General features: G+C 45.5%; 25 protein-coding genes and 1 riboswitch. Of the genes, 16 read left to right on the top strand and 9 right to left on the bottom strand.

The features are described 5' to 3' along the window. Positions 1–67: 67 nt before the first annotated feature. The 9 genes from tenA (at position 68) to V6D42_RS08610 (ending at position 7,010) form a co-directional block, all read left to right on the top strand. Entirely contained in the window at positions 68–775 is a 708-nt protein-coding gene (gene tenA / locus V6D42_RS08650; protein ID WP_333512943.1) for a thiaminase II, read from the top strand. Continuing rightward, a complete protein-coding gene (gene tenI / locus V6D42_RS08645; protein ID WP_333512942.1) occupies positions 753–1,370 on the top strand; it encodes a thiazole tautomerase TenI in 618 nt (205 codons plus the stop codon). The genes tenA and tenI overlap by 23 nt, the downstream gene beginning before the upstream one ends. Then, on the top strand, positions 1,354–2,463 hold the full coding sequence (gene thiO / locus V6D42_RS08640; RefSeq protein WP_333512941.1) for a glycine oxidase ThiO: 1,110 nt from the start codon (positions 1,354–1,356) through the stop codon (positions 2,461–2,463). Before tenI ends, thiO begins: the two co-directional genes overlap by 17 nt. Continuing rightward, entirely contained in the window at positions 2,463–2,663 is a 201-nt protein-coding gene (thiS, locus tag V6D42_RS08635; protein WP_081720798.1) for a sulfur carrier protein ThiS, read from the top strand. Before thiO ends, thiS begins: the two co-directional genes overlap by 1 nt. Then, entirely contained in the window at positions 2,660–3,430 is a 771-nt protein-coding gene (gene thiG / locus V6D42_RS08630; RefSeq protein ID WP_333512940.1) for a thiazole synthase, read from the top strand. The genes thiS and thiG overlap by 4 nt, the downstream gene beginning before the upstream one ends. Continuing rightward, positions 3,427–4,437, top strand: a complete 1,011-nt coding sequence (gene thiF, locus V6D42_RS08625; RefSeq protein WP_333512939.1) for a thiazole biosynthesis adenylyltransferase ThiF — start codon at positions 3,427–3,429, stop codon at positions 4,435–4,437. The genes thiG and thiF overlap by 4 nt, the downstream gene beginning before the upstream one ends. 18 nt (positions 4,438–4,455) lie before the next feature. Next, complete coding sequence (thiD, locus tag V6D42_RS08620) at positions 4,456–5,271, top strand: bifunctional hydroxymethylpyrimidine kinase/phosphomethylpyrimidine kinase (RefSeq protein WP_333512938.1); 816 nt, start codon at positions 4,456–4,458, stop codon at positions 5,269–5,271. A gap of 136 nt (positions 5,272–5,407) precedes the next feature. Continuing rightward, the gene (gene fabI / locus V6D42_RS08615) at positions 5,408–6,184 is read left to right on the top strand and encodes an enoyl-ACP reductase FabI (protein ID WP_229147858.1); all 777 of its coding nucleotides are present in this window, start codon (positions 5,408–5,410) and stop codon (positions 6,182–6,184) included. A 100-nt stretch (positions 6,185–6,284) separates the two neighbouring features. Beyond that, complete coding sequence (locus tag V6D42_RS08610; RefSeq protein WP_333512937.1) at positions 6,285–7,010, top strand: CotO family spore coat protein; 726 nt, start codon at positions 6,285–6,287, stop codon at positions 7,008–7,010. A gap of 87 nt (positions 7,011–7,097) precedes the next feature. On the opposite strand, the gene cotZ is transcribed toward V6D42_RS08610, so the two are convergent. From cotZ to cotV, 5 genes are all read right to left on the bottom strand, one after another. Next, entirely contained in the window at positions 7,098–7,547 is a 450-nt protein-coding gene (gene cotZ / locus V6D42_RS08605) for a spore coat protein CotZ (RefSeq protein ID WP_326191974.1), read from the bottom strand. A 127-nt stretch (positions 7,548–7,674) separates the two neighbouring features. After that, entirely contained in the window at positions 7,675–8,163 is a 489-nt protein-coding gene (cotY, locus tag V6D42_RS08600) for a spore coat protein CotY (RefSeq protein WP_010333777.1), read from the bottom strand. A 150-nt stretch (positions 8,164–8,313) separates the two neighbouring features. Next, positions 8,314–8,823: a spore coat protein CotX gene (gene cotX / locus V6D42_RS08595; protein WP_268449940.1), complete on the bottom strand. Its 510-nt coding sequence runs from the start codon at positions 8,821–8,823 to the stop codon at positions 8,314–8,316. An 88-nt stretch (positions 8,824–8,911) separates the two neighbouring features. After that, the gene (cotW, locus tag V6D42_RS08590; protein ID WP_059352739.1) at positions 8,912–9,241 is read right to left on the bottom strand and encodes a spore coat protein CotW; all 330 of its coding nucleotides are present in this window, start codon (positions 9,239–9,241) and stop codon (positions 8,912–8,914) included. 40 nt (positions 9,242–9,281) lie between these two features. Beyond that, positions 9,282–9,668, bottom strand: coding sequence for a spore coat protein CotV (gene cotV, locus V6D42_RS08585; protein WP_268449944.1), 387 nt, complete (start codon positions 9,666–9,668; stop codon positions 9,282–9,284). A 155-nt stretch (positions 9,669–9,823) separates the two neighbouring features. Here cotV and V6D42_RS08580 point away from each other — a divergent pair, with 155 nt between their 5' ends. From V6D42_RS08580 to V6D42_RS08565, 4 genes are all read left to right on the top strand, one after another. Next, positions 9,824–10,180 (top strand): DUF1360 domain-containing protein, encoded by a 357-nt coding sequence (locus V6D42_RS08580; RefSeq protein WP_333512936.1) that lies wholly within the window; start codon positions 9,824–9,826, stop codon positions 10,178–10,180. A 286-nt stretch (positions 10,181–10,466) separates the two neighbouring features. Beyond that, entirely contained in the window at positions 10,467–10,673 is a 207-nt protein-coding gene (locus V6D42_RS08575) for a hypothetical protein (RefSeq protein ID WP_333512935.1), read from the top strand. A gap of 81 nt (positions 10,674–10,754) precedes the next feature. Further along, positions 10,755–10,892 (top strand): YjcZ family sporulation protein, encoded by a 138-nt coding sequence (locus tag V6D42_RS08570; RefSeq protein ID WP_333512934.1) that lies wholly within the window; start codon positions 10,755–10,757, stop codon positions 10,890–10,892. 166 nt (positions 10,893–11,058) lie between these two features. Continuing rightward, entirely contained in the window at positions 11,059–11,313 is a 255-nt protein-coding gene (locus tag V6D42_RS08565; protein ID WP_010333784.1) for a stage VI sporulation protein F, read from the top strand. Between the two features lie 65 nt (positions 11,314–11,378). Here the strand turns inward: V6D42_RS08565 and V6D42_RS08560 are convergent, their stop codons facing one another. Further along, on the bottom strand, positions 11,379–13,658 hold the full coding sequence (locus V6D42_RS08560) for an ATP-dependent helicase (RefSeq protein WP_333512933.1): 2,280 nt from the start codon (positions 13,656–13,658) through the stop codon (positions 11,379–11,381). Between the two features lie 118 nt (positions 13,659–13,776). On the opposite strand from V6D42_RS08560, the gene V6D42_RS08555 reads away from it, so the two are divergent. Next, positions 13,777–14,031 (top strand): hypothetical protein, encoded by a 255-nt coding sequence (locus tag V6D42_RS08555; RefSeq protein WP_333512932.1) that lies wholly within the window; start codon positions 13,777–13,779, stop codon positions 14,029–14,031. A 71-nt stretch (positions 14,032–14,102) separates the two neighbouring features. Here the strand turns inward: V6D42_RS08555 and V6D42_RS08550 are convergent, their stop codons facing one another. From V6D42_RS08550 to V6D42_RS08540, 3 genes are read right to left on the bottom strand one after another with little or no spacing between them, the layout of a single operon-like run. Continuing rightward, positions 14,103–14,525: a GNAT family N-acetyltransferase gene (locus V6D42_RS08550; RefSeq protein ID WP_333512931.1), complete on the bottom strand. Its 423-nt coding sequence runs from the start codon at positions 14,523–14,525 to the stop codon at positions 14,103–14,105. A gap of 5 nt (positions 14,526–14,530) precedes the next feature. Then, a complete protein-coding gene (locus V6D42_RS08545; protein ID WP_010333788.1) occupies positions 14,531–15,046 on the bottom strand; it encodes a YjcG family protein in 516 nt (171 codons plus the stop codon). A 28-nt stretch (positions 15,047–15,074) separates the two neighbouring features. Then, positions 15,075–15,797: an esterase family protein gene (locus tag V6D42_RS08540; protein ID WP_333512930.1), complete on the bottom strand. Its 723-nt coding sequence runs from the start codon at positions 15,795–15,797 to the stop codon at positions 15,075–15,077. A 166-nt stretch (positions 15,798–15,963) separates the two neighbouring features. Further along, positions 15,964–16,084: riboswitch (SAM riboswitch) on the top strand. Between the two features lie 67 nt (positions 16,085–16,151). Between V6D42_RS08540 and metI the strand changes: the two genes are divergently transcribed. Further along, positions 16,152–17,273, top strand: a complete 1,122-nt coding sequence (gene metI / locus V6D42_RS08535; RefSeq protein WP_333513136.1) for a cystathionine gamma-synthase/O-acetylhomoserine thiolyase — start codon at positions 16,152–16,154, stop codon at positions 17,271–17,273. After that, entirely contained in the window at positions 17,266–18,438 is a 1,173-nt protein-coding gene (metC, locus tag V6D42_RS08530) for a cystathionine beta-lyase (RefSeq protein WP_333512929.1), read from the top strand. Before metI ends, metC begins: the two co-directional genes overlap by 8 nt. Positions 18,439–18,443: the final 5 nt, after the last annotated feature.

Raw genomic sequence — 18,443 nt, 5'->3', positions numbered from 1 at the left:
CCAATTCCAAACCACTTTTCCTTGCGGGAAAGTGGTTTTTTTTATTATCAGACAGGGGGAATGACGTGTGAAGTTTTCAGAAGAATGCCGCAGTGCAGCCGCAGAATGGTGGGAGGGGAGTTTTGTCCATCCGTTCGTTACGGGAATAGGTGACGGAACTCTTCCGATTGACCGTTTTAAATACTACGTGCTTCAGGATTCTTATTATTTAACGCATTTTGCGAAGGTGCAATCGTTCGGCGCCGCTTATGCGAAGGACCTTTATACAACAGGACGGATGGCGAGCCACGCCCAAGGTACATATGAGGCGGAAATGGCGCTTCATCGCGAGTTTGCAGAGCTTTTGGAAATTAGTGAGGAAGAACAGAAGGCATTTAAGCCATCTCCTACCGCTTACTCTTATACATCTCATATGTACCGTTCGGTCTTGAGCGGGAATTTTGCAGAAATCTTGGCAGCTCTTCTCCCGTGCTATTGGCTTTATTATGAGGTTGGTGAGAAATTGCTGACATGTGATCCGGGGCATCCGATCTATCAGAAGTGGATTGGTACCTACGGCGGTGACTGGTTCAGACAGCAGGTGGAAGAACAAATTAACCGTTTGGATGAGCTGGCGGAAAACAGCACCGAGGAAGTGCGTGCCAAGATGAAAGAGAATTTTGTTATTTCCAGCTATTATGAATATCAGTTCTGGGGAATGGCTTATCGAAAAGAAGGCTGGTCAGACAGCGGCGTAAAAGAGGTGGAAGGACTTGGAGCTGCACGCCATAACTGATGACCGCAAGCCGGTTGAAGATCTAGTGAGATCCATTATAGCCATTCAGGATGAGGTTGATTTCATCCATATTCGTGAACGGTCTAAATCGGCGGCTGACATTTTGAAACTGCTGGAGCTTATTTCTGAAGGCGGTGTTGATAAGCAAAAGCTGGTGATGAATGGCCGGGTTGATATTGCACTTTTTTCAAATATTCATCGTGTGCAGCTGCCGAGCTGCAGCTTTTCGCCGAAACAAGTAAGAGCGAGATTTCCTCACCTGCACATTGGGCGATCAGTGCATTCACTGGAGGAAGCGCTTCAGGCAGAAAAGGAAGACGCTGATTATGTTTTGTTCGGTCATGTGTTTGAAACGAATTGCAAACAAGGCCTTGAGGGCAGAGGTGTGTCTTTGCTTTCAGAAATCAAACAGAGGATCTCGATTCCGGTTATTTCAATTGGAGGGATGACACCTGCCAGATTAAGAGAAATAAAACAAGCAGGTTCAGACGGTATTGCTGTCATGTCCGGAATTTTTTCTTCCGATGATCCTTTGGAAGCAGCCAGAAGATATTCCCGCAAGCTAAAGGAGATTCAGTATGAAAAGGCATTATGATGCAGTTGTCATTGGAGGCGGAATTATTGGTTCCGCGATCGCTTATCAGTTGGCAAAAGAAAAGAAAAACACCGCATTGATTGAAAGCGGAACAATAGGCTGCAGAACAACAAGCGCCGCAGCAGGGATGCTTGGCGCCCATGCCGAGTGCGAGGAACGGGATGCGTTTTTTGATTTCGCCATGCACAGTCAGCGTATGTACCGAGGTCTTGGAGAGGAGCTATTTGCATTATCCGGCATTGATATCAGAAGGCATGATGGCGGTATGTTTAAGCTTGCATTCTCGGAAGAAGACGTGTCACGCCTCAGACGGATGGACGATTTGGATTCTGTCAGCTGGCATACAAAAGAAGAAGTGCTGGAAAAAGAGCCGTATACGGCCAGGGAGATTTACGGGGCGAGCTTTATTCAGGATGATGTTCATGTTGAGCCTTATTTTGTATGCAAGGCATACGCTAAATCGGCTAAAGCGCTTGGTGCGGATATTTTTGAGTATACTCCTGTTCTCGATGTGACACGTGGCGGTGAATCCATTTTGGTCAAAACAGCGTCCGGTGACATGCATGCGGATTATGTCGTGGTTGCCAGCGGGGTCTGGAGCGGGATGTTTTTTAAGCAGCTCGGGCTGAATCAGTCATTTTTTCCTGTAAAAGGAGAGTGCTTGTCTGTTTGGAATGATGACATTCCGCTGACAAAAACACTTTATCATGATCATTGCTATATCGTACCGAGAAAAAGCGGCAGACTGGTTGTCGGCGCGACGATGAAGCCTGGTGACTGGAGCGAGAAGCCGGATCTTGGCGGACTTCAGTCGGTTATGGAAAAAGCGAAAACGATGCTGCCGGCGATTCAGAATATGAAGGTTGATCGTTTTTGGGCGGGACTGCGTCCGGGGACAAAGGACGGAAAGCCATACATCGGCAAGCACCCTCAGGACAGCCGCATTTTATTTGCGGCGGGCCATTTCAGAAACGGGATTCTGCTTGCTCCTGCAACGGGTGCTTTAATTGGTGATCTCATTATGAATAAAGAGGTCAAGGCAGACTGGCTGCACGCCTTTCGAATTGATCGCAAGGAGGCGGTTCAGATATGATGCTTCAGCTGAACGGTAAACAAGTTGAGTGGGATAGAGACACAGGTACGATTCAGGATCTGCTTGCGTCTTATCAGCTTGAACATAAAATCGTTGTCGTTGAAAGAAATAAAGAAATTATAGGCAAAGAACAATATCACGAGGTAGAGCTGTGTGATCGTGATGTCATCGAAATTGTCCATTTTGTAGGAGGCGGTTGAGAATGTTAACAATTGGCGGGAAAGAATTTCAATCAAGGCTGCTGTTGGGCACGGGAAAATATCCATCGTTTGACATTCAAAAGGAAGCGGTGGCTGTTTCAGAGTCTGATATTTTAACATTTGCTGTGCGGAGAATGAATATTTTTGAAGCGTCTCAGCCTAATTTTCTGGAGCAGCTTGATTTATCCAAATATACGCTTCTGCCAAATACAGCTGGCGCCAGTACGGCGGAAGAAGCAGTTCGAATTGCACGGCTCGCGAAAGCATCCGGGCTTTGTGACATGATTAAAGTCGAAGTCATCGGGTGCAGCCGTTCCTTGCTGCCCGATCCTGTGGAAACGTTAAAAGCGTCTGAACAGCTTCTGGAAGAGGGATTTATTGTGCTGCCGTACACCTCGGATGATGTGGTGCTGGCGAGAAAGCTTGAAGAGCTTGGTGTTCATGCCATTATGCCGGGGGCTTCTCCGATTGGATCGGGACAGGGGATTTTAAATCCTCTGAATCTGTCATTTATCATTGAACAGGCCAAAGTGCCGGTCATCGTGGATGCCGGAATCGGATCGCCAAAAGATGCGGCATATGCAATGGAGCTTGGAGCGGACGGCGTACTGCTGAATACGGCCGTATCAGGTGCGAACGATCCGGTGAAAATGGCGCGCGCCATGAAGCTCGCAGTAGAAGCAGGGCGTCTATCTTATGAAGCAGGCCGCATTCCAGTCAAGTCATATGGAACGGCAAGCAGTCCGGGAGAAGGTCTTCCTGTATGACGGACAGGTACTCCAGACAGGAGCTGTTTGCTCCAATCGGCCCCGAAGGCCAGAAGAAACTGAGAGAGGCGAGCGTTGTGATCATCGGCGCCGGCGCACTGGGAACGGCCAGCGCAGAGATGCTGGTAAGAGCGGGAGTCGGATCGGTGAAAATCGCCGATAGAGATTACGTCGAATGGAGCAATCTGCAGCGCCAGCAGCTTTACACAGAAAATGATGTCAGAAAGGAAATGCCGAAAGCAGCGGCTGCTGAGCGGCGTCTTCGTTCCATTAACAGTGATGTGGATGTGACAGGACTTGTCATGGATGTCACAGCAGAAAACGTATCTGAGCTGATTCGCGGCGCATCAATCATTGTAGATGCCGCCGATAATTTTGAAACCCGGCTTATTGTTAACGATGCTGCAGTGAAAGAAGGCATTCCGTTTCTTTACGGCGCTTGTGTGGGTAGCTACGGCCTTACGTTTACTGTATTGCCGGGGGTAACCCCTTGCCTTCATTGTTTACTCGATACCCTTCCGATTGGCGGTGCGACATGCGACACAGCCGGCATTATCAGCCCGGCTGTTCTGCAGGTTGCTGTCCTTCAGGTGACAGACGCTCTGAAACTGCTGACGGGAGAGGAATGCGAGCCCGTACTGCGCTCCTTTGACCTGTGGAAACATGAGCGGTCAGAAGTAAGAGCAGCGGGACTGAAAGATGACTCGTGTCCAAGCTGCGGCACAAAGGATTTTCCGTTTTTATCATACGAAAACCAAACGAAAGCAGCAGTATTGTGCGGCAGAAACACGGTGCAAATCAGATCCTCTTTCACAAAAGAAGCAGATCTTGACGTGATGGCGGGGCAGCTGAGGCAGGCGGGGCTGGAAGTAGCAGCGAATCCGTATTTAATATCCTGCCGCTCGGATGACATGAAAATGGTGCTGTTTCGGGATGGCAGAGCATTGATCCATGGAACAAATGATATTGCCAGGGCAAAATCCATCTATCATAAATGGATCGGGTAATAAAAGGAGTGTAGTTTAATGAGTATATATAAAGCCTTGACGATCGCCGGCTCTGACTCAGGCGGCGGCGCGGGGATACAGGCAGATATTAAAACCTTTCAGGAGCTTGGTGTATTCGGAATGTCTGCCATCACGGCGGTAACTGCACAGAATACACTTGGCGTCCACGGCGTGTATCCGCTGACTGCAGAGGCACTGAGAGAGCAAATTGATGCTGTGGCGGAGGATTTAAGACCGGACGCCGTAAAAACAGGAATGCTTTGGAATGCAGAAATGATTGAAGAAGTGGCAAGGAAAATTGATCAATACGAATTAAGCCGGGTGATCGTTGATCCGGTTATGATCGCGAAGGGCGGGGCGTCCTTGCTGCGCGATGAATCAATCGCTACGCTGAAGGAGCTGCTGATCCCACGAAGCTATGCGATCACGCCGAATGTGCCGGAAGCAGAAGCGCTGACGGGTATGGAGATTCGTTCGCTTGATGACCGGAAGAAAGCTGCGGAACAGCTGGTGAAGATGGGTGCGCAGCATGTGATTATCAAAGGCGGGCACCAGCCTGAGGACAATCATATTACTGACCTTCTTTTTGATGGAAACATGTTTATGCAAATCAGCCATCCTTATATCGATACGAAGCATACGCATGGCACTGGTTGCACCTTTGCTGCGGCTTTAACAGCCCAAACCGCTAAAGGAGACAGCATCCATCAGGCATTCGAGGTTGCTGCCAACTTTGTCCGCGAAGCCGTAGAAAATACGCTAGGCATTGGATCGGGCCACGGACCGACAAATCATTTCGCTTTTAAACGAAACAGTATAAAAATAAACCGATGAGACCACCTGCTTATGGTGGTCTCTTTCATGTTTGACTTTGGTATGCGCTTTTCATCTGGACAAGGTTATGATATGATAGGTATTAAGATCAGGTACTAATACTATGTCTTTAACAAATATAGGAGGCTTTATACATATGAATTTTTCACTTGAAGGCCGCAACATTGTTGTTATGGGAGTAGCCAACAAACGCAGTATCGCTTGGGGAATTGCGCGCTCTTTACATGAAGCGGGCGCACGATTGATTTTCACATATGCAGGTGAACGCCTGGAGAAATCTGTTCATGAACTCGCTGGAACTTTAGAGCGAAACGATTCCATTATCCTTCCTTGCGACGTAACAAATGACACGGAAATCGAAACTTGTTTTGCAAGCATTAAGGAGCAGGTCGGTGTGATCCATGGTATCGCACATTGTATCGCGTTTGCCAACAAAGAAGAGCTTGTCGGCGAATATTTAAACACAAATCGTGAGGGCTTCCTTCTAGCTCACAACATCAGCTCATACTCACTGACCGCTGTCACAAAAGCGGCGCGTCCGATGATGACTGAAGGCGGAAGCATCGTAACGCTGACTTACCTTGGCGGAGAGCTCGTTATGCCGAACTACAATGTGATGGGTGTAGCGAAAGCTTCTCTTGACGCAAGTGTGAAGTACTTAGCTGCTGACTTAGGAAAAGAAAATATCCGCGTTAACAGCATTTCTGCTGGTCCGATCAGAACATTATCTGCTAAAGGCATCAGTGACTTCAACTCAATCTTAAAAGACATCGAAGAGCGTGCGCCGCTTCGCCGCACGACTACACCTGAAGAGGTGGGAGATACAGCTGCATTTTTATTTAGCGATATGTCCCGAGGCATTACAGGTGAAAATCTTCATGTTGATTCAGGTTTCCATATCACTGCCCGCTAAGCAGTTTCACCTTCAAGCAGTCCCAAACAGGGATTGCTTTTTTATTTCTTCTGATTTTCAGCATTCTGTCATATAGATAGAATATGACAGAATCGGAGGGATGAAGATGTCTAATAAGAAAAGAAACGCGGATAAAAAACCGCTCATGTATATTGTTCAGCCGGACTATGTGGAAACACGCTCGTCCATGCAGGAGATCGTCATTAAAAGAAAGGCTAAACCGGCTCCGCCAAAAGCAGAGGAACAGCCGGTTAACCATGAAAAAGAGCGGCAAGACATTCAGGTAAAAGATGCTGTGGAAACAGAGGAAAAACAGCGGGAAGACATTCAGGCAAAAGGTGCTCAGCAAACAGAGAAAAAACAGGCAGAGGAACCAGTGCGTCAGCAAAAACAAGAGGTAAGAGAGCCGGAGAACCAGAAAAAGCAGCAGGTACCGTTAGAAGAGCCGCAGGCAATTGAAGACACCGCCAAACAGCAACTTCAGGAAGCAGAAAAAAAGAAAGAGCCTGCACCTGAAGCCCGTAAGCCTGAAAAGGAACCGGAGGCCGTGCATAATACAGCTAAAGCTGAAGAAAAGGCACCGCCGGCCAGAAAAGTGAAAAAACCGATGAGCAAGATGTCCATCCATGAAAAAATCGACTTTTTAACAAAACTGCCGCATAACATGCCGAGAGCGCTTTGTCTGATTGAAGCCAATGGAAAAACGTACAGAGGCGTGATTGTCGGAAGAAGAAATGATTCCGTCCTGCTTCGGACGACCGGAAATGGTGCTCCGACTGAGCTGGCGATCGATGAGATAACATCTCTGCACCCGTTAGGTTTTTAATGAAAGCAAAAAGCTGCCCGGCAGATCGTTCCGGCAGCTTTTTTACATAGAGAAAAGCCTGCAAATCTTGCAAGCTTTTCCGTTCTATCATGAATGATGATGTGTGCGATTGATTAAACGAGGATTTAAGCAATTGATCGCGCAGAAGCAGTCTAAATCCACTTCAATGCAGTAGTTCGTTTTTTCAAGTCGGAACACTTCACAAACCGTGTCTTTATCGGTGAAGTCCAAAATGTGTTTGTGTTCGTCAAAAGCGATTAATAAGGATAGCGTTGCGCAGCTGCCATGAACTTTTTCCACTCTGAAAAATACTGTATTAAAGCAAGGTCCGTTATCCAGCTCGCCGACATTACCGAAGGCGACCAAAGGCTTTGATTTTGATGTAAATATTGCAAAAGGCACTGTATCGCCTAATGAATGGTTTACTGACAAAAGCTTGGAGTGGCAGCCGGTCGGGCAATCCTCTTCAACCGCGTTTTGCAGATCTTCAATATGTTCTACTGCTTCACGCACGCAGCTTGATGTTTTCTGGCTCATATTATCCCTCCTGCCTTGTAATTTTGAGACTGGCGAAATGATGGAGAGTCAGCTGCCTCACTTTCGAAGCAGCTGAATGATTTGCACCTGTAATAGAGTTTGGAAGGGGATTCCTCTTTACAAGTGTTTATCCATTGTGATGATGCTTTTTATCTCTGTTAGGGGATGTTCTGTCAACTAACTCTGGTGACAGGCATTGAATCGCACAGAAGCATCCGAGATCCACTTCTATGCAGAAATCTGTTTTTTCAAGCCCGAAGAAATCCGGGTCGCAAGGATGGCAAACACTTAAGGTTTCGCCTTTAACATCGACCGGGCGTAAAATAGACAGTGTAGCGCAGCAATCGCATAATTTCTCGACGCGGAAGAAAATGGATTCAAAGCATTGCATATCATCCACAAATCCCCCCACGTTTCCGAATGTGGAGAACAACCCGCCTTTTTTATCAAAAACGAGAAACGGAATTGTGTCTTTTCCAGCAATCGTAGGGTTTAAAAGGTTTGTATAGCAGCCAGTCGGACACTGTTCTTCAACTGCCTCCTGCTCTGCTAAAATCTTTTCCACTGCATCACATACACAGTTCTCATGTCGGCCATGGGTTTTTCCGCAGCTCATTGATTTCAGCTCCTTCTTTATAGGGTATTTGACTTTAGTCCTTAACAACATATGTACTCGTGCCTCACTTGGTGTGGGTGAACGTCTATATATTCATCATATGCGGGAAAATAAGAAAAAGCAGAGCGTTTTTAGCTCTGCTTTTAGGTCCTAGAGGACGAGAGTGATAACTAGGATGGCTACGAGAGTGTTTGTTGCTGTAGAGATAAGTGTTGCGATATCGGCATCTACTGTTGAGACGTTTACGCCGCGGGAGCATTCGATGAGAAGTTTTTGGCGGTTAACTTGCTTGTTAGCTGTCAGCTGCAATAAATCTTGTGCGACTAATTCGGCGATTACTCCGTCTGCAATGGATGTGAGTGTAGCTGTAACTACAGCGGCATTAAGCGCTGTTACAACTGATGTTACGGCTTGAACGTCTGTAGATGTAACGTTAATGTCACAAGAATCTCTAATAATAATCGTCTCATCGGAGACTTGTTTGTTGAGATTTGCCTGAGCTAGATCTTGGTCGATGAAGGCATTGTCGTTGCCAAAAACCCCATTGCCATTACAGCAAATATCGCAATTGCATTTTCTTTCTTCTTTTTTATCTTTTTCGTCTAACGGATGGTCACAGTCAGGATCAAGTGCAACCCAAGAATATGGTCTGCTTTCCATATCTATTCCTCCTTTTCTTTTACTGTTATTAGATGAGCGAGCCTCTTACTTTGACTGAGGCATATATCCTGATGAAAGACCCTATTTTTTATGATTGGTTTGAATTGTTATTGTTTTTCCGTCTTTGTCTGAGTTGCTCAATTAATTGTTCTCTGCGGCTTAACGGTTTTTCGTTCTTTTGCTCTTGCGCCGTTCCTTCTTCTTTTTTCTTCTTTTGGTTTTCAATTAACGCTTCTGATTTAGCCTGCAAGTCTTTGACCAGATTCAAGAGCATTTCTTTTTCTTCATCTGATACTTTTTTCATTTTGTCTTTGGTCACGCCGTGTTTCAGAAAGATATTGTGGACCAGCATTTTCGTCATCGGATCAACTTCCGGAAGCTTTGCAAGCTCTTCTTTAATTTTATCGTTATCTGACATTTGTTTTCACCTCGACTTTTAAGTTTGTGAAAAGAAAGGGTTAAAGGACGTCAAGTTCATTGAGAATGCTGTTAAGCACCTGAAGCAAAATTTGTACAAAGGTTATTATTTCGTCGGCAGATAAAGTGATTTTGATATTTCGGCTGTTGATAATTTTAATGATGGTTCTTTTTTTGATTTGGGAGCTGTCAAGAATAAGAATTTCGCTTGCTACTGCGTCAGCTAAGTCCTCGTCGGCGATGACGAGCTGTGTTGCCAGGATAATCATTGTTGTAACCAAGGCTTGTATAGAAAGGGCAGATGTTATATGTGACGTATCTATTGTGATATTTTCGCAATCAATGACTTCGATCTGCTGTTCGAATTCGCTTGATAATTGCTCAAATATTTCAGGATGCAGGGATTCAACTTTTTCTTCAAATGACATAACCTTCACTCCTTTCTTATCCATACTGTATATAATGCAGAACAAGTGCAGAGCGGAATAAGAAAAACAACCAATTTTCAACAGGACAAGATACAAATTCATGAAAGCTAGGGTTTCTGCATATATGTGAAGGGGATGATGAAAGGAGTGAACAAGTGGTTATCAATTGGCTGTCTCTTTTCCTTCTTTCGCTTGCGGTCTTCCGGCTCGCGCGTCTTTTCGTGTTTGATACGATTATGGCGCCGCTTCGCAGCCTTTTTCATGAAGAGAAGGAGGAAAAGGATGCGGACGGGAACATTGAAACGTATATTGTCATAAAGGGAACAGGTGTGAGGGCGTTTATCGGTGAATTGCTGAGCTGCTATTGGTGCACAGGCGTGTGGTGCGCCGGCTTTTTGATTTTGTGCCAGGCATTCATTCCAGAGGCGGCCCAGTGGCTGGTTTTGCTGCTGGCGATCGCCGGGCTGGCCGGTATGATTGAAACCCTTGTATCAAAATGGCTGCAGGAATGAGGCATTCCCACCAGCAACTTTCCGTCAGTATCCGCATAAAGTAGCATATATGACATAAGGAAAGGAAGGGATCAAAGTGAATCAAATTAACAAACCTTCCCAAAAAACTCCATATACAGATTCATCGTATCAAACAAAAAAGATCAAAAAGAAAGGCTGCGGGTGCGGCAGTAAAAAGAAAAAACCTCAATAGCCTGACCCTGACAAGAGACCGGAGATGTCCGGTTTTTTGTTTTTTTTTAACAATGCTGATTCGCTCAGCATATGTCATGAGAGGGGGGATCTCATGAATGAGTTTGAAAAATTCATAGAGGGCAGGTATGAACCGCACGATCAAAAGCAAAACAAGCATGACAAGATGATCAAACATATTGAAAAGGAGTTGGCTTTATTTGACGAAGCCGGCCTGTCGTTTGAACAAGAAATTGAAGAATTGGCTGAAAAGACGGAAGTCTTACTGAGAAAACGGCAGGCTCAGCATGATCCAAGATAAATCCGCAAGCGCCCTATGCGGATATCCAAGCCAATCATGATGTCTCGCATAGTGTATAGAGAGTAAAGGAGGTGCTTAGTTATGGGATTTGGTTACGGAGGCGGCTGCTACGGCGGCGGTTATGCTGGAGGATATTCAGGCGGTTACGGTTCAACATTCGTTCTTGTGGTCGTACTGTTCATTCTTCTCATCATCGTAGGTGCATCTTTTTTTAACTAATAAGAAATGAATGAAGGAGGAAGTACGGATGATTTCCGTGCTTCTTCCTCCTTTATGTATCCTTTGCTGCTATTTAAATCAGTAACTTATTTTTGCTTGCAAATCATCACATTATGCGTAAAGCGTTCATACAATACTGTATTACTCCGCCAAAAGGAGGCGTATTATGGATAATCAATTTTTTAAGAACATTGAAAAGAAAACAGGCGTAAACATGCAGGATGTCATGAATCTTGCAGGCTCACTTCAAAACGCCAATTTTAAAGATGAAAACACCGTCCGCAGCGTCATTAAGCGCGTGGCGCAGCTGGCAAACAGACGCGTGCCGAAAGAAATGGAAGATAAGATTGTCCAGTCTATTACAAGCGGAAAAGAAAAGCTTGATTTTGGAACAATTTCTAAAATGTTGGATAATAAATAAGCGGATGGCCTGGGCAACGGGCCTTTTTTACAGTGAAAAACCCGGCAGTATGGCTGCCGGGCTGTTTATTTGGGCAAGAGCTGTCTCGTTTGCTGCAAAAGAGGATACAAAAACCTTGATCGGTGGGCTGTTTTGCCGCGCCTGTTTGCGGGACAAGACAAATATAAATGCTGTTTGGCCCGTGTCATTGCAACATACAGAAGACGTCTTTCTTCCTCAAGCGGAGCTTCGTCTCCCTTTCTCGCTGTTTCTAATGAGAAATCATGCGGGATGGAGCCGTCTACCGTGCCTAATACATAGACGGTTTTAAATTCAAGGCCCTTTGATCGGTGAATGGTCATCAGCTGTACACCGTTTTCATCTGTTTTGTTTTTCTCAGCAGCCCGCATGTGATCCACATGGGCGAGAAAGTCAGGGATGGTTTTGAATTTTTTTGCGACTACCTTGACGTCACGCAAGTCATCAGAGCCTTTTTCAAGCTTATTTCCTTCGTTGCCCCGTTTTTTTAAGTATTCGGAGAAGCCCATTTTTCCTTCAGCAAAGGTAATGGCTTCCACCGGCTTCATGGTGCGGATGCTTGCGAAAAAGGGTACGATTTTTTTGATTTTATCCAACTGGAACGGCTTCAGATCCGGCAGTTTGGCCAGCGCCTTAATCATGGAGCAGTCCTCGGTAATCGAGAGCGCCTTCAGCGTGTTTAAAGCAGACTGCTTTAGAAATAAGGCAGGCAGCAAGTGTTTAATCGCTTCAGTATCATCCTCGTTTTGACTCGCGTACAAGTATGCGAGTATCTGGCGGACGATTCTTCTGCTGTAAAAGGACTGGACGCCGCGATCAGCGGTATACGGAATTGATGATTGATGAAGCCTTTCATAAATGGCGCGGCCGGCGCTGTTTGTCCGGTAGAGAACCGCAAAGTCTTCAGGTTTTGCGCCGTTTTGAATTTTTTCTTTCATATCGGAAACCACCATTGTCGCTTCTTCTTCTTCGTCATAAGGATAAAACAGCACAGGAACCTGAGTGTCGTCGCGAGCTGCTTCCAGCATCTTGGCATACCTGTTTTTGTTCTTTTTCACAACAATATCAGCACTGGAAACGATCGGATGTGTTGAACGGTAGTTCGCTGTTAAGTAGATTGTTTTGGCACCAGGATAATCCTTTTGAAACTCCAGAATAAAAGAAGGGCTGCTGCCGCGAAACGCATAGATCGACTGATCGTCGTCCCCAACACAGCATAGGTTTTGTTCGGGACTCGCCAGCATTTGCATGATTTTATATTGGACCGGATTAATGTCCTGAAATTCATCAATTAAAATATACGTAAACCTAGATTGATATTGCTCCAGAAGATCAGGCCGCTCTATGAACAGTTCATAGCAGGCAGACGCCATATCATCAAAATCAAATTGGCGTTGTTCTTTTTTCTGGCGCTCATAATATTCGTACAGGCGGTAGACTTGTTTTTCCCAGTCATCCTTTAAAGGAATACGTTCATTCGGCAAATAAGAGTTTTTCCAAAAACCGATTTGCTGCAAGGCCTGATCGACGGGGAACTCTTTCTCATCTACGCCTTCTTCATAGAGTGCTTTTTTAATATATTGTTCCTTTTGCCATTCCATTTTCAACAAATGCTCGCCATTCCACTTGGCAGAATCATAATGATACAGGATTTTATAAAACAAGCTGTGGAAGGTTCCGGTGACAAGTCTTCTGACTTTTGACGGCTGTAATCCATACTGCTTCGCCATGCGATCTTTCATTTCCGCGACGGCCTTTGTTGTAAAGGTGACAAGCAGCATATGTTCCGGCGGTACGTCTAGGTGTTCGATCATGTGGGCAGCGCGCGCGGTCAGCACACGTGTTTTTCCGCTTCCTGCACCGGCAAGCACCAATAATGGGCCTTCCGTTTCCGTGACAGCTTTCAGCTGATCTGTGTTTAAGCCGACAGTCGGAAAAAGGCTCGTATCAGGTGTTTCCGATCTTTTTATAAAAGGTGTACCAGGTTTAATATGTCTTGGAGTCTGCCAATCCGTGACACCGGGTACCGGATCAGCTGATATCGCTTTTCCTTTAGGCAAACGAAAGACGCCGGATTCCTGAAAGTCTTCTTTTCTCTCTTCTTTCGCCGGTTTCGGTTCGCAGGCTTCCTCACACGCCGGGAAATCACCAGGCTGCCGGTGAATAAATGCAGGCGGTTCAGCGATGTTGAGCCTTAACAAAACAGGCTCTCCGCAATGAGAACAAAATAAATTCTCTTTTATTCCTTCTTCATAGAGGAATTGATAATGTTCTCTCGAATATGTATGTAAATGTATGGTTCGATCATTCAGTCGGGCGCATTTCAAAAAGGGGTCCTCCCAATCAAAAAAAGGTGTTCAATACAGACAAAGACTATCATATCAAAAGAAACGTGTTTCAAAAAGTAAGTTTAAGGGAAAAGAACAGCAGAAGGGTGGGGATCGTATGATATATGCAGGTCAAATTCAGAACCAGCAATACGCTCAATATGCAAATCGCACAATAGGCCATAAACAGGATTATGCCGGAACAGAGAAGATCAGATACGTCCCGTTTCAGCGGATGTACAAGGAACTTGAAAAACAGCAGGAGATTCAGACAGCCGCTGAAAGAAAAGTAAACGAGGCAAAACGTAAGCGCTCTCTTTATAAAAGATTGCGAGAAAAAGGGATAGGCACATCTATTAATCGATATGTATAAAAAACCGTTCACATGAGAGAGCGGTTTTTTATATGCGAAAAAATCCGGATCTCAGAAGACCCGGATGGTGTTTAATCCTTAATCATTTGCAAATGGGGTATGCCGGCATCGAGAAATTCCTCTTCAGACAGTAGCCGATAGCCATGTTTTATGTAAAATGGCACTGCTTGTGTTTGCGCATTTAACATAAAACCGGAAGCGCCGCCGTCTGCTGCCGCTTTTTCCAGCGCTTTCATAATGATGCCGCCGACACCGGCTGAGCGGTGGCTTTTTAAGACACAAATTCGTTCTAATTTGCCGTATCCGTTCTTTAGCCGCCATCTTCCGGCGCCGACCGGCTGATTTCCGTCATACACCACGATATGCTCTGCTTCGTTTTCAAGCTCATCAATTTCTTCTTCAGCTGGTACGTTTTGTTCTTTGACAAAGACTTCTTTTCTTACATAAAATGCATCTTTCAATTGTTCTTCATTTTTTGCGATAACTGCTTCCAAATCGTTTATTCTCCTCCGCCTAACAGGAACGTTTCATACACCGTCCATGAACCGTTTTCCAATTGATACAGCAGATGAAAACGGTCAACGATTTCTTCATGAGATACTTCCTGCATTTTTAACTGCCCTAATACATCAGAATGCTCATCGTCGGAAAGGTTTTGGCCGACCGTCACATGAGGAACAAAATTGTATTCCTGATTACCGGCTAATACACCGGTGTAAAGTTTTTCATTCAGTGTTTTTAATTCTTCTGTCGGCTCTGCTTTAATGTAAATGACATTATTGACAGGCGCAAAAGAACTGTATTTGGTCATTTTGAGAACAATCGGATGAGATTCTTTAGCGATTTCTCTCAATTGTGATACCAATTCACCGGCTTCCTCTTCTGTAAATTCAAATGAAGATCTCAGCGTCAAATGAGGCGGGATCAGGGAATAGCTCGGATCATAGCGCTTTCTGTAAGAGTTCGCGAGATCTTGCAGTTTTTTTGATGGAAATAAAACGATACCGTATTTCATAGTATGTCCCTCCTGAAAATAAAGTATGTTAGAGCATTTTTTTCAGAGCCGGCGTAATGAGCGGCTGCCAGTATGTCCACTTGTGGTCTCCATCAAATGGCTCATAATAATAATCGGAAAGCTTCTCCTCCAAGAGCATTTTCAGCTCCTGATTTGGTTGTGTGAAGTCCAAAATATTGCCGTCTGTCGTATGGACGTCTGTTTCTTTTGTTCCGATTTGGTGGTAAAGAGAGAGGTGTTTGATGTCGTCTGACTGTCTCACGGCATCTAATACATGTTGATCAACATAGGGAGACTGCATGATGATGTTCCCAAACATATTTGGATAATCAAGCGCTGTCATAAGAGAAACGGTCGCTCCGAGAGAATCACCGATCAGTGTCCGCCCGTAGCCGACTTGATACGTCGGAAATTCATGATCTGCAAAAGGAACTAGCTCGTGGGCAATAAATCGTTTATATGCCGAAAACTTAGAACCTTCTGGATGATAGGTTTTTCTGCGTTCTTTTACATCCTTGTAAGGAACACCGATAATAATGCTTCGGTCTATTTCTCTTTTAGACAGCAATTCCTCCACTTGTCTGCCGATTCTCCCCAGCCTGAAATAATCGTGGCCGTCCTGCGCGATAATAAGATGATATTTATAAAGAGGGGAGTAGTTTGACGGCAGATAAACGAGTACTGTCATTTCCTCGTTAAGCTCTTTTGAAAAGAGCTTCTTTTCTTGAACTGTGCCGTTTTTCGGTGCCATAATACATTCCTCCAGGACATCACTAGACTTTCTTGCGTTTGAAATTATTGTACCATGAATTATTAGAAATTTCTCTCTTTAAACCGTTCGGAACTCGAAGAAAAAAGTATTGAAATAAACTGCAAATTGCGCTAATATAAAACAATCAGAAAATTGAAACCGATATTTCTTATCGTGAGAGGTGGAGGGACTGGCCCTTAGAAACCTCAGCAACCGGCATGCTTTGCATACGCAAAGCGCCAAGGTGCTAAATCCAGCAAGCGTTTTTTATGCTTGGAAGATAAGAAGAAGCGTTAAACCCCTTCTTCTTATGAAGAAGGGGTTTTTATTATGAAAAGGGAAGGTGTCAGCTATATGTCACAGCACGTTGAAACGAAATTAGCCCAAATCGGAAACCGAAGCGATGAAGTAACAGGAACAGTGAGTCCCCCTATTTATTTATCAACAGCATACCGCCACAGAGGGATCGGTGAATCAACCGGATTTGATTATGTTCGGACAAAAAACCCGACACGCCAGCTTGTTGAGGACGCGATTGCCAGTTTAGAAAATGGAGCGAGAGGGCTTGCCTTCAGTTCGGGAATGGCAGCAATTCAAACGATTATGGCGCTGTTTAAAAGCGGGGATGAACTGATCGTTTCATCGGATTTGTATGGGGGCACGTACCGTCTGTTTGAAAATGAATGGAAAAAATACGGCTTGACCTTTTATTATGATGATTTCAGCGATGAGGACTGTTTACGCTCCAAGATTACACCAAATACAAAAGCGGTGTTTGTGGAAACACCGACAAATCCGCTGATGCAGGAGGCAGACATTGAAAAGATCGCCCGGATTTCAAAAGAGCACGGCCTTCTGGTGATTGTTGACAACACATTTTATACACCGGTTTTGCAGCGTCCGCTTGAGCTTGGAGCCGACATTGTCATTCACAGCGCAACCAAATATTTAGGCGGCCATAACGATTTGCTCGCGGGTCTTGTTGTTGTCAAGGATGAACAGCTTGGAGAAGAAATGTTTCAGCATCAAAACGCCATCGGCGCCGTCCTGCCTCCGTTCGATTCATGGCTTCTGATGAGAGGAATGAAGACACTCAGTCTCAGAATGCGCCAGCATCAGACGAACGCTCAGGAGCTTGCGGCCTTTTTAGAGAAGCAAGAAGAAATCAAGGATGTGCTTTACCCGGGAAAAGGAGGCATGCTGTCCTTCCGTCTGCAAAAAGAAGAATGGGTGAATCCATTTTTAAAAGCGCTGAAAACGATTTGCTTTGCGGAAAGCCTCGGCGGGGTGGAGAGCTTTATTACATATCCTGCCACACAGACACACATGGATATTCCTGAAGAGATCCGCATCGCAAACGGCGTCTGCAACCGTTTGCTGCGCTTCTCGGTCGGAATTGAGCATGCGGAAGATTTAAAAGAGGACCTAAAACAGGCGTTATGTCAGGTCAAAGAGGGAGCTGTTTCATATGAGTAATCATAATTGGACGCTGGAAACCCAGCTCGTGCACAATCCATTTAAAACAGACGGCGCAACCGGGGCGGTCAGTGTACCGATCCAGCACGCCTCGACCTTCCACCAATCTTCATTTGAAGCGTTTGGCGCATATGATTACAGCCGCTCAGGCACGCCGACAAGAACAGCGCTCGAAGAAACAATTGCCGCACTGGAAGGCGGAACGAGAGGATTTGCTTTCAGTTCAGGCATGGCTGCGATCTCAACAGCATTTTTACTTCTCTCACAGGGCGATCACGTTCTTGTGACAGAAGATGTATACGGCGGAACCTTCCGCATGGTGACAGAGGTTTTGACCCGTTTTGGCATTGAGCACACGTTTGTTGATATGACAGATATCAACGAAGTGGCGCGGAGTATCCAGCCAAACACAAAGGTCATTTACATGGAGACACCGTCAAATCCGACACTTGGGATTACTGATATTAAAGCGGTTGTCCAGCTTGCAAAAGAAAACGGCTGTCTGACCTTTCTGGATAATACATTCATGACACCGGCACTGCAGCGTCCGCTTGATCTCGGCGTGGATATTGTGCTTCACAGTGCAACAAAATTCCTGAGCGGACACAGCGATGTGCTGTCAGGCCTCGCTGCTGTCAAGGATGAAGAGCTTGGGAAGCAGCTGTATAAGCTGCAAAACTCGTTCGGCGCCGTCCTTGGTGTGCAAGATTGCTGGCTCGTGCTGCGCGGCTTAAAAACATTACAGGTCCGTTTAGAAAAAGCGAGCCAAACAGCGCATCGGCTTGCGGAATTTTTCCAGAAGCATCCGGCGGTGAAACGCGTGTATTACCCGGGGCTGTCTGATCATCCGGGCGCTGAAACTCATAAAGGCCAGTCGTCGGGAGCGGGTGCTGTGCTTTCCTTTGAGCTAGAAAGCAAGGAAGCTGTTCAGAAATTAGTAGAGAACGTGTCGCTGCCGGTCTTTGCTGTGAGCCTTGGCGCCGTGGAATCGATTTTGTCCTATCCGGCAACGATGTCTCATGCGGCAATGCCTAAGGAAGAACGCGAAAAACGAGGTATTACTGACGGCTTGCTCCGTCTCAGTGTGGGAGTTGAACATGCAGATGATTTAGAGCGCGATTTTGAACAAGCGCTGAAAGAAATCGCGCCAGTGGCGGTCCGTTAAAAAAG

The sequence above is a fragment of the Bacillus sp. 0909A genome (assembly GCF_036765115.1).
GTDB lineage: Bacteria > Bacillota > Bacilli > Bacillales > Bacillaceae > Bacillus > Bacillus mojavensis.
The sequence above is the reverse complement of the archived record's forward strand: the minus strand, read 5'-3'. Positions and strand labels throughout refer to the sequence as shown.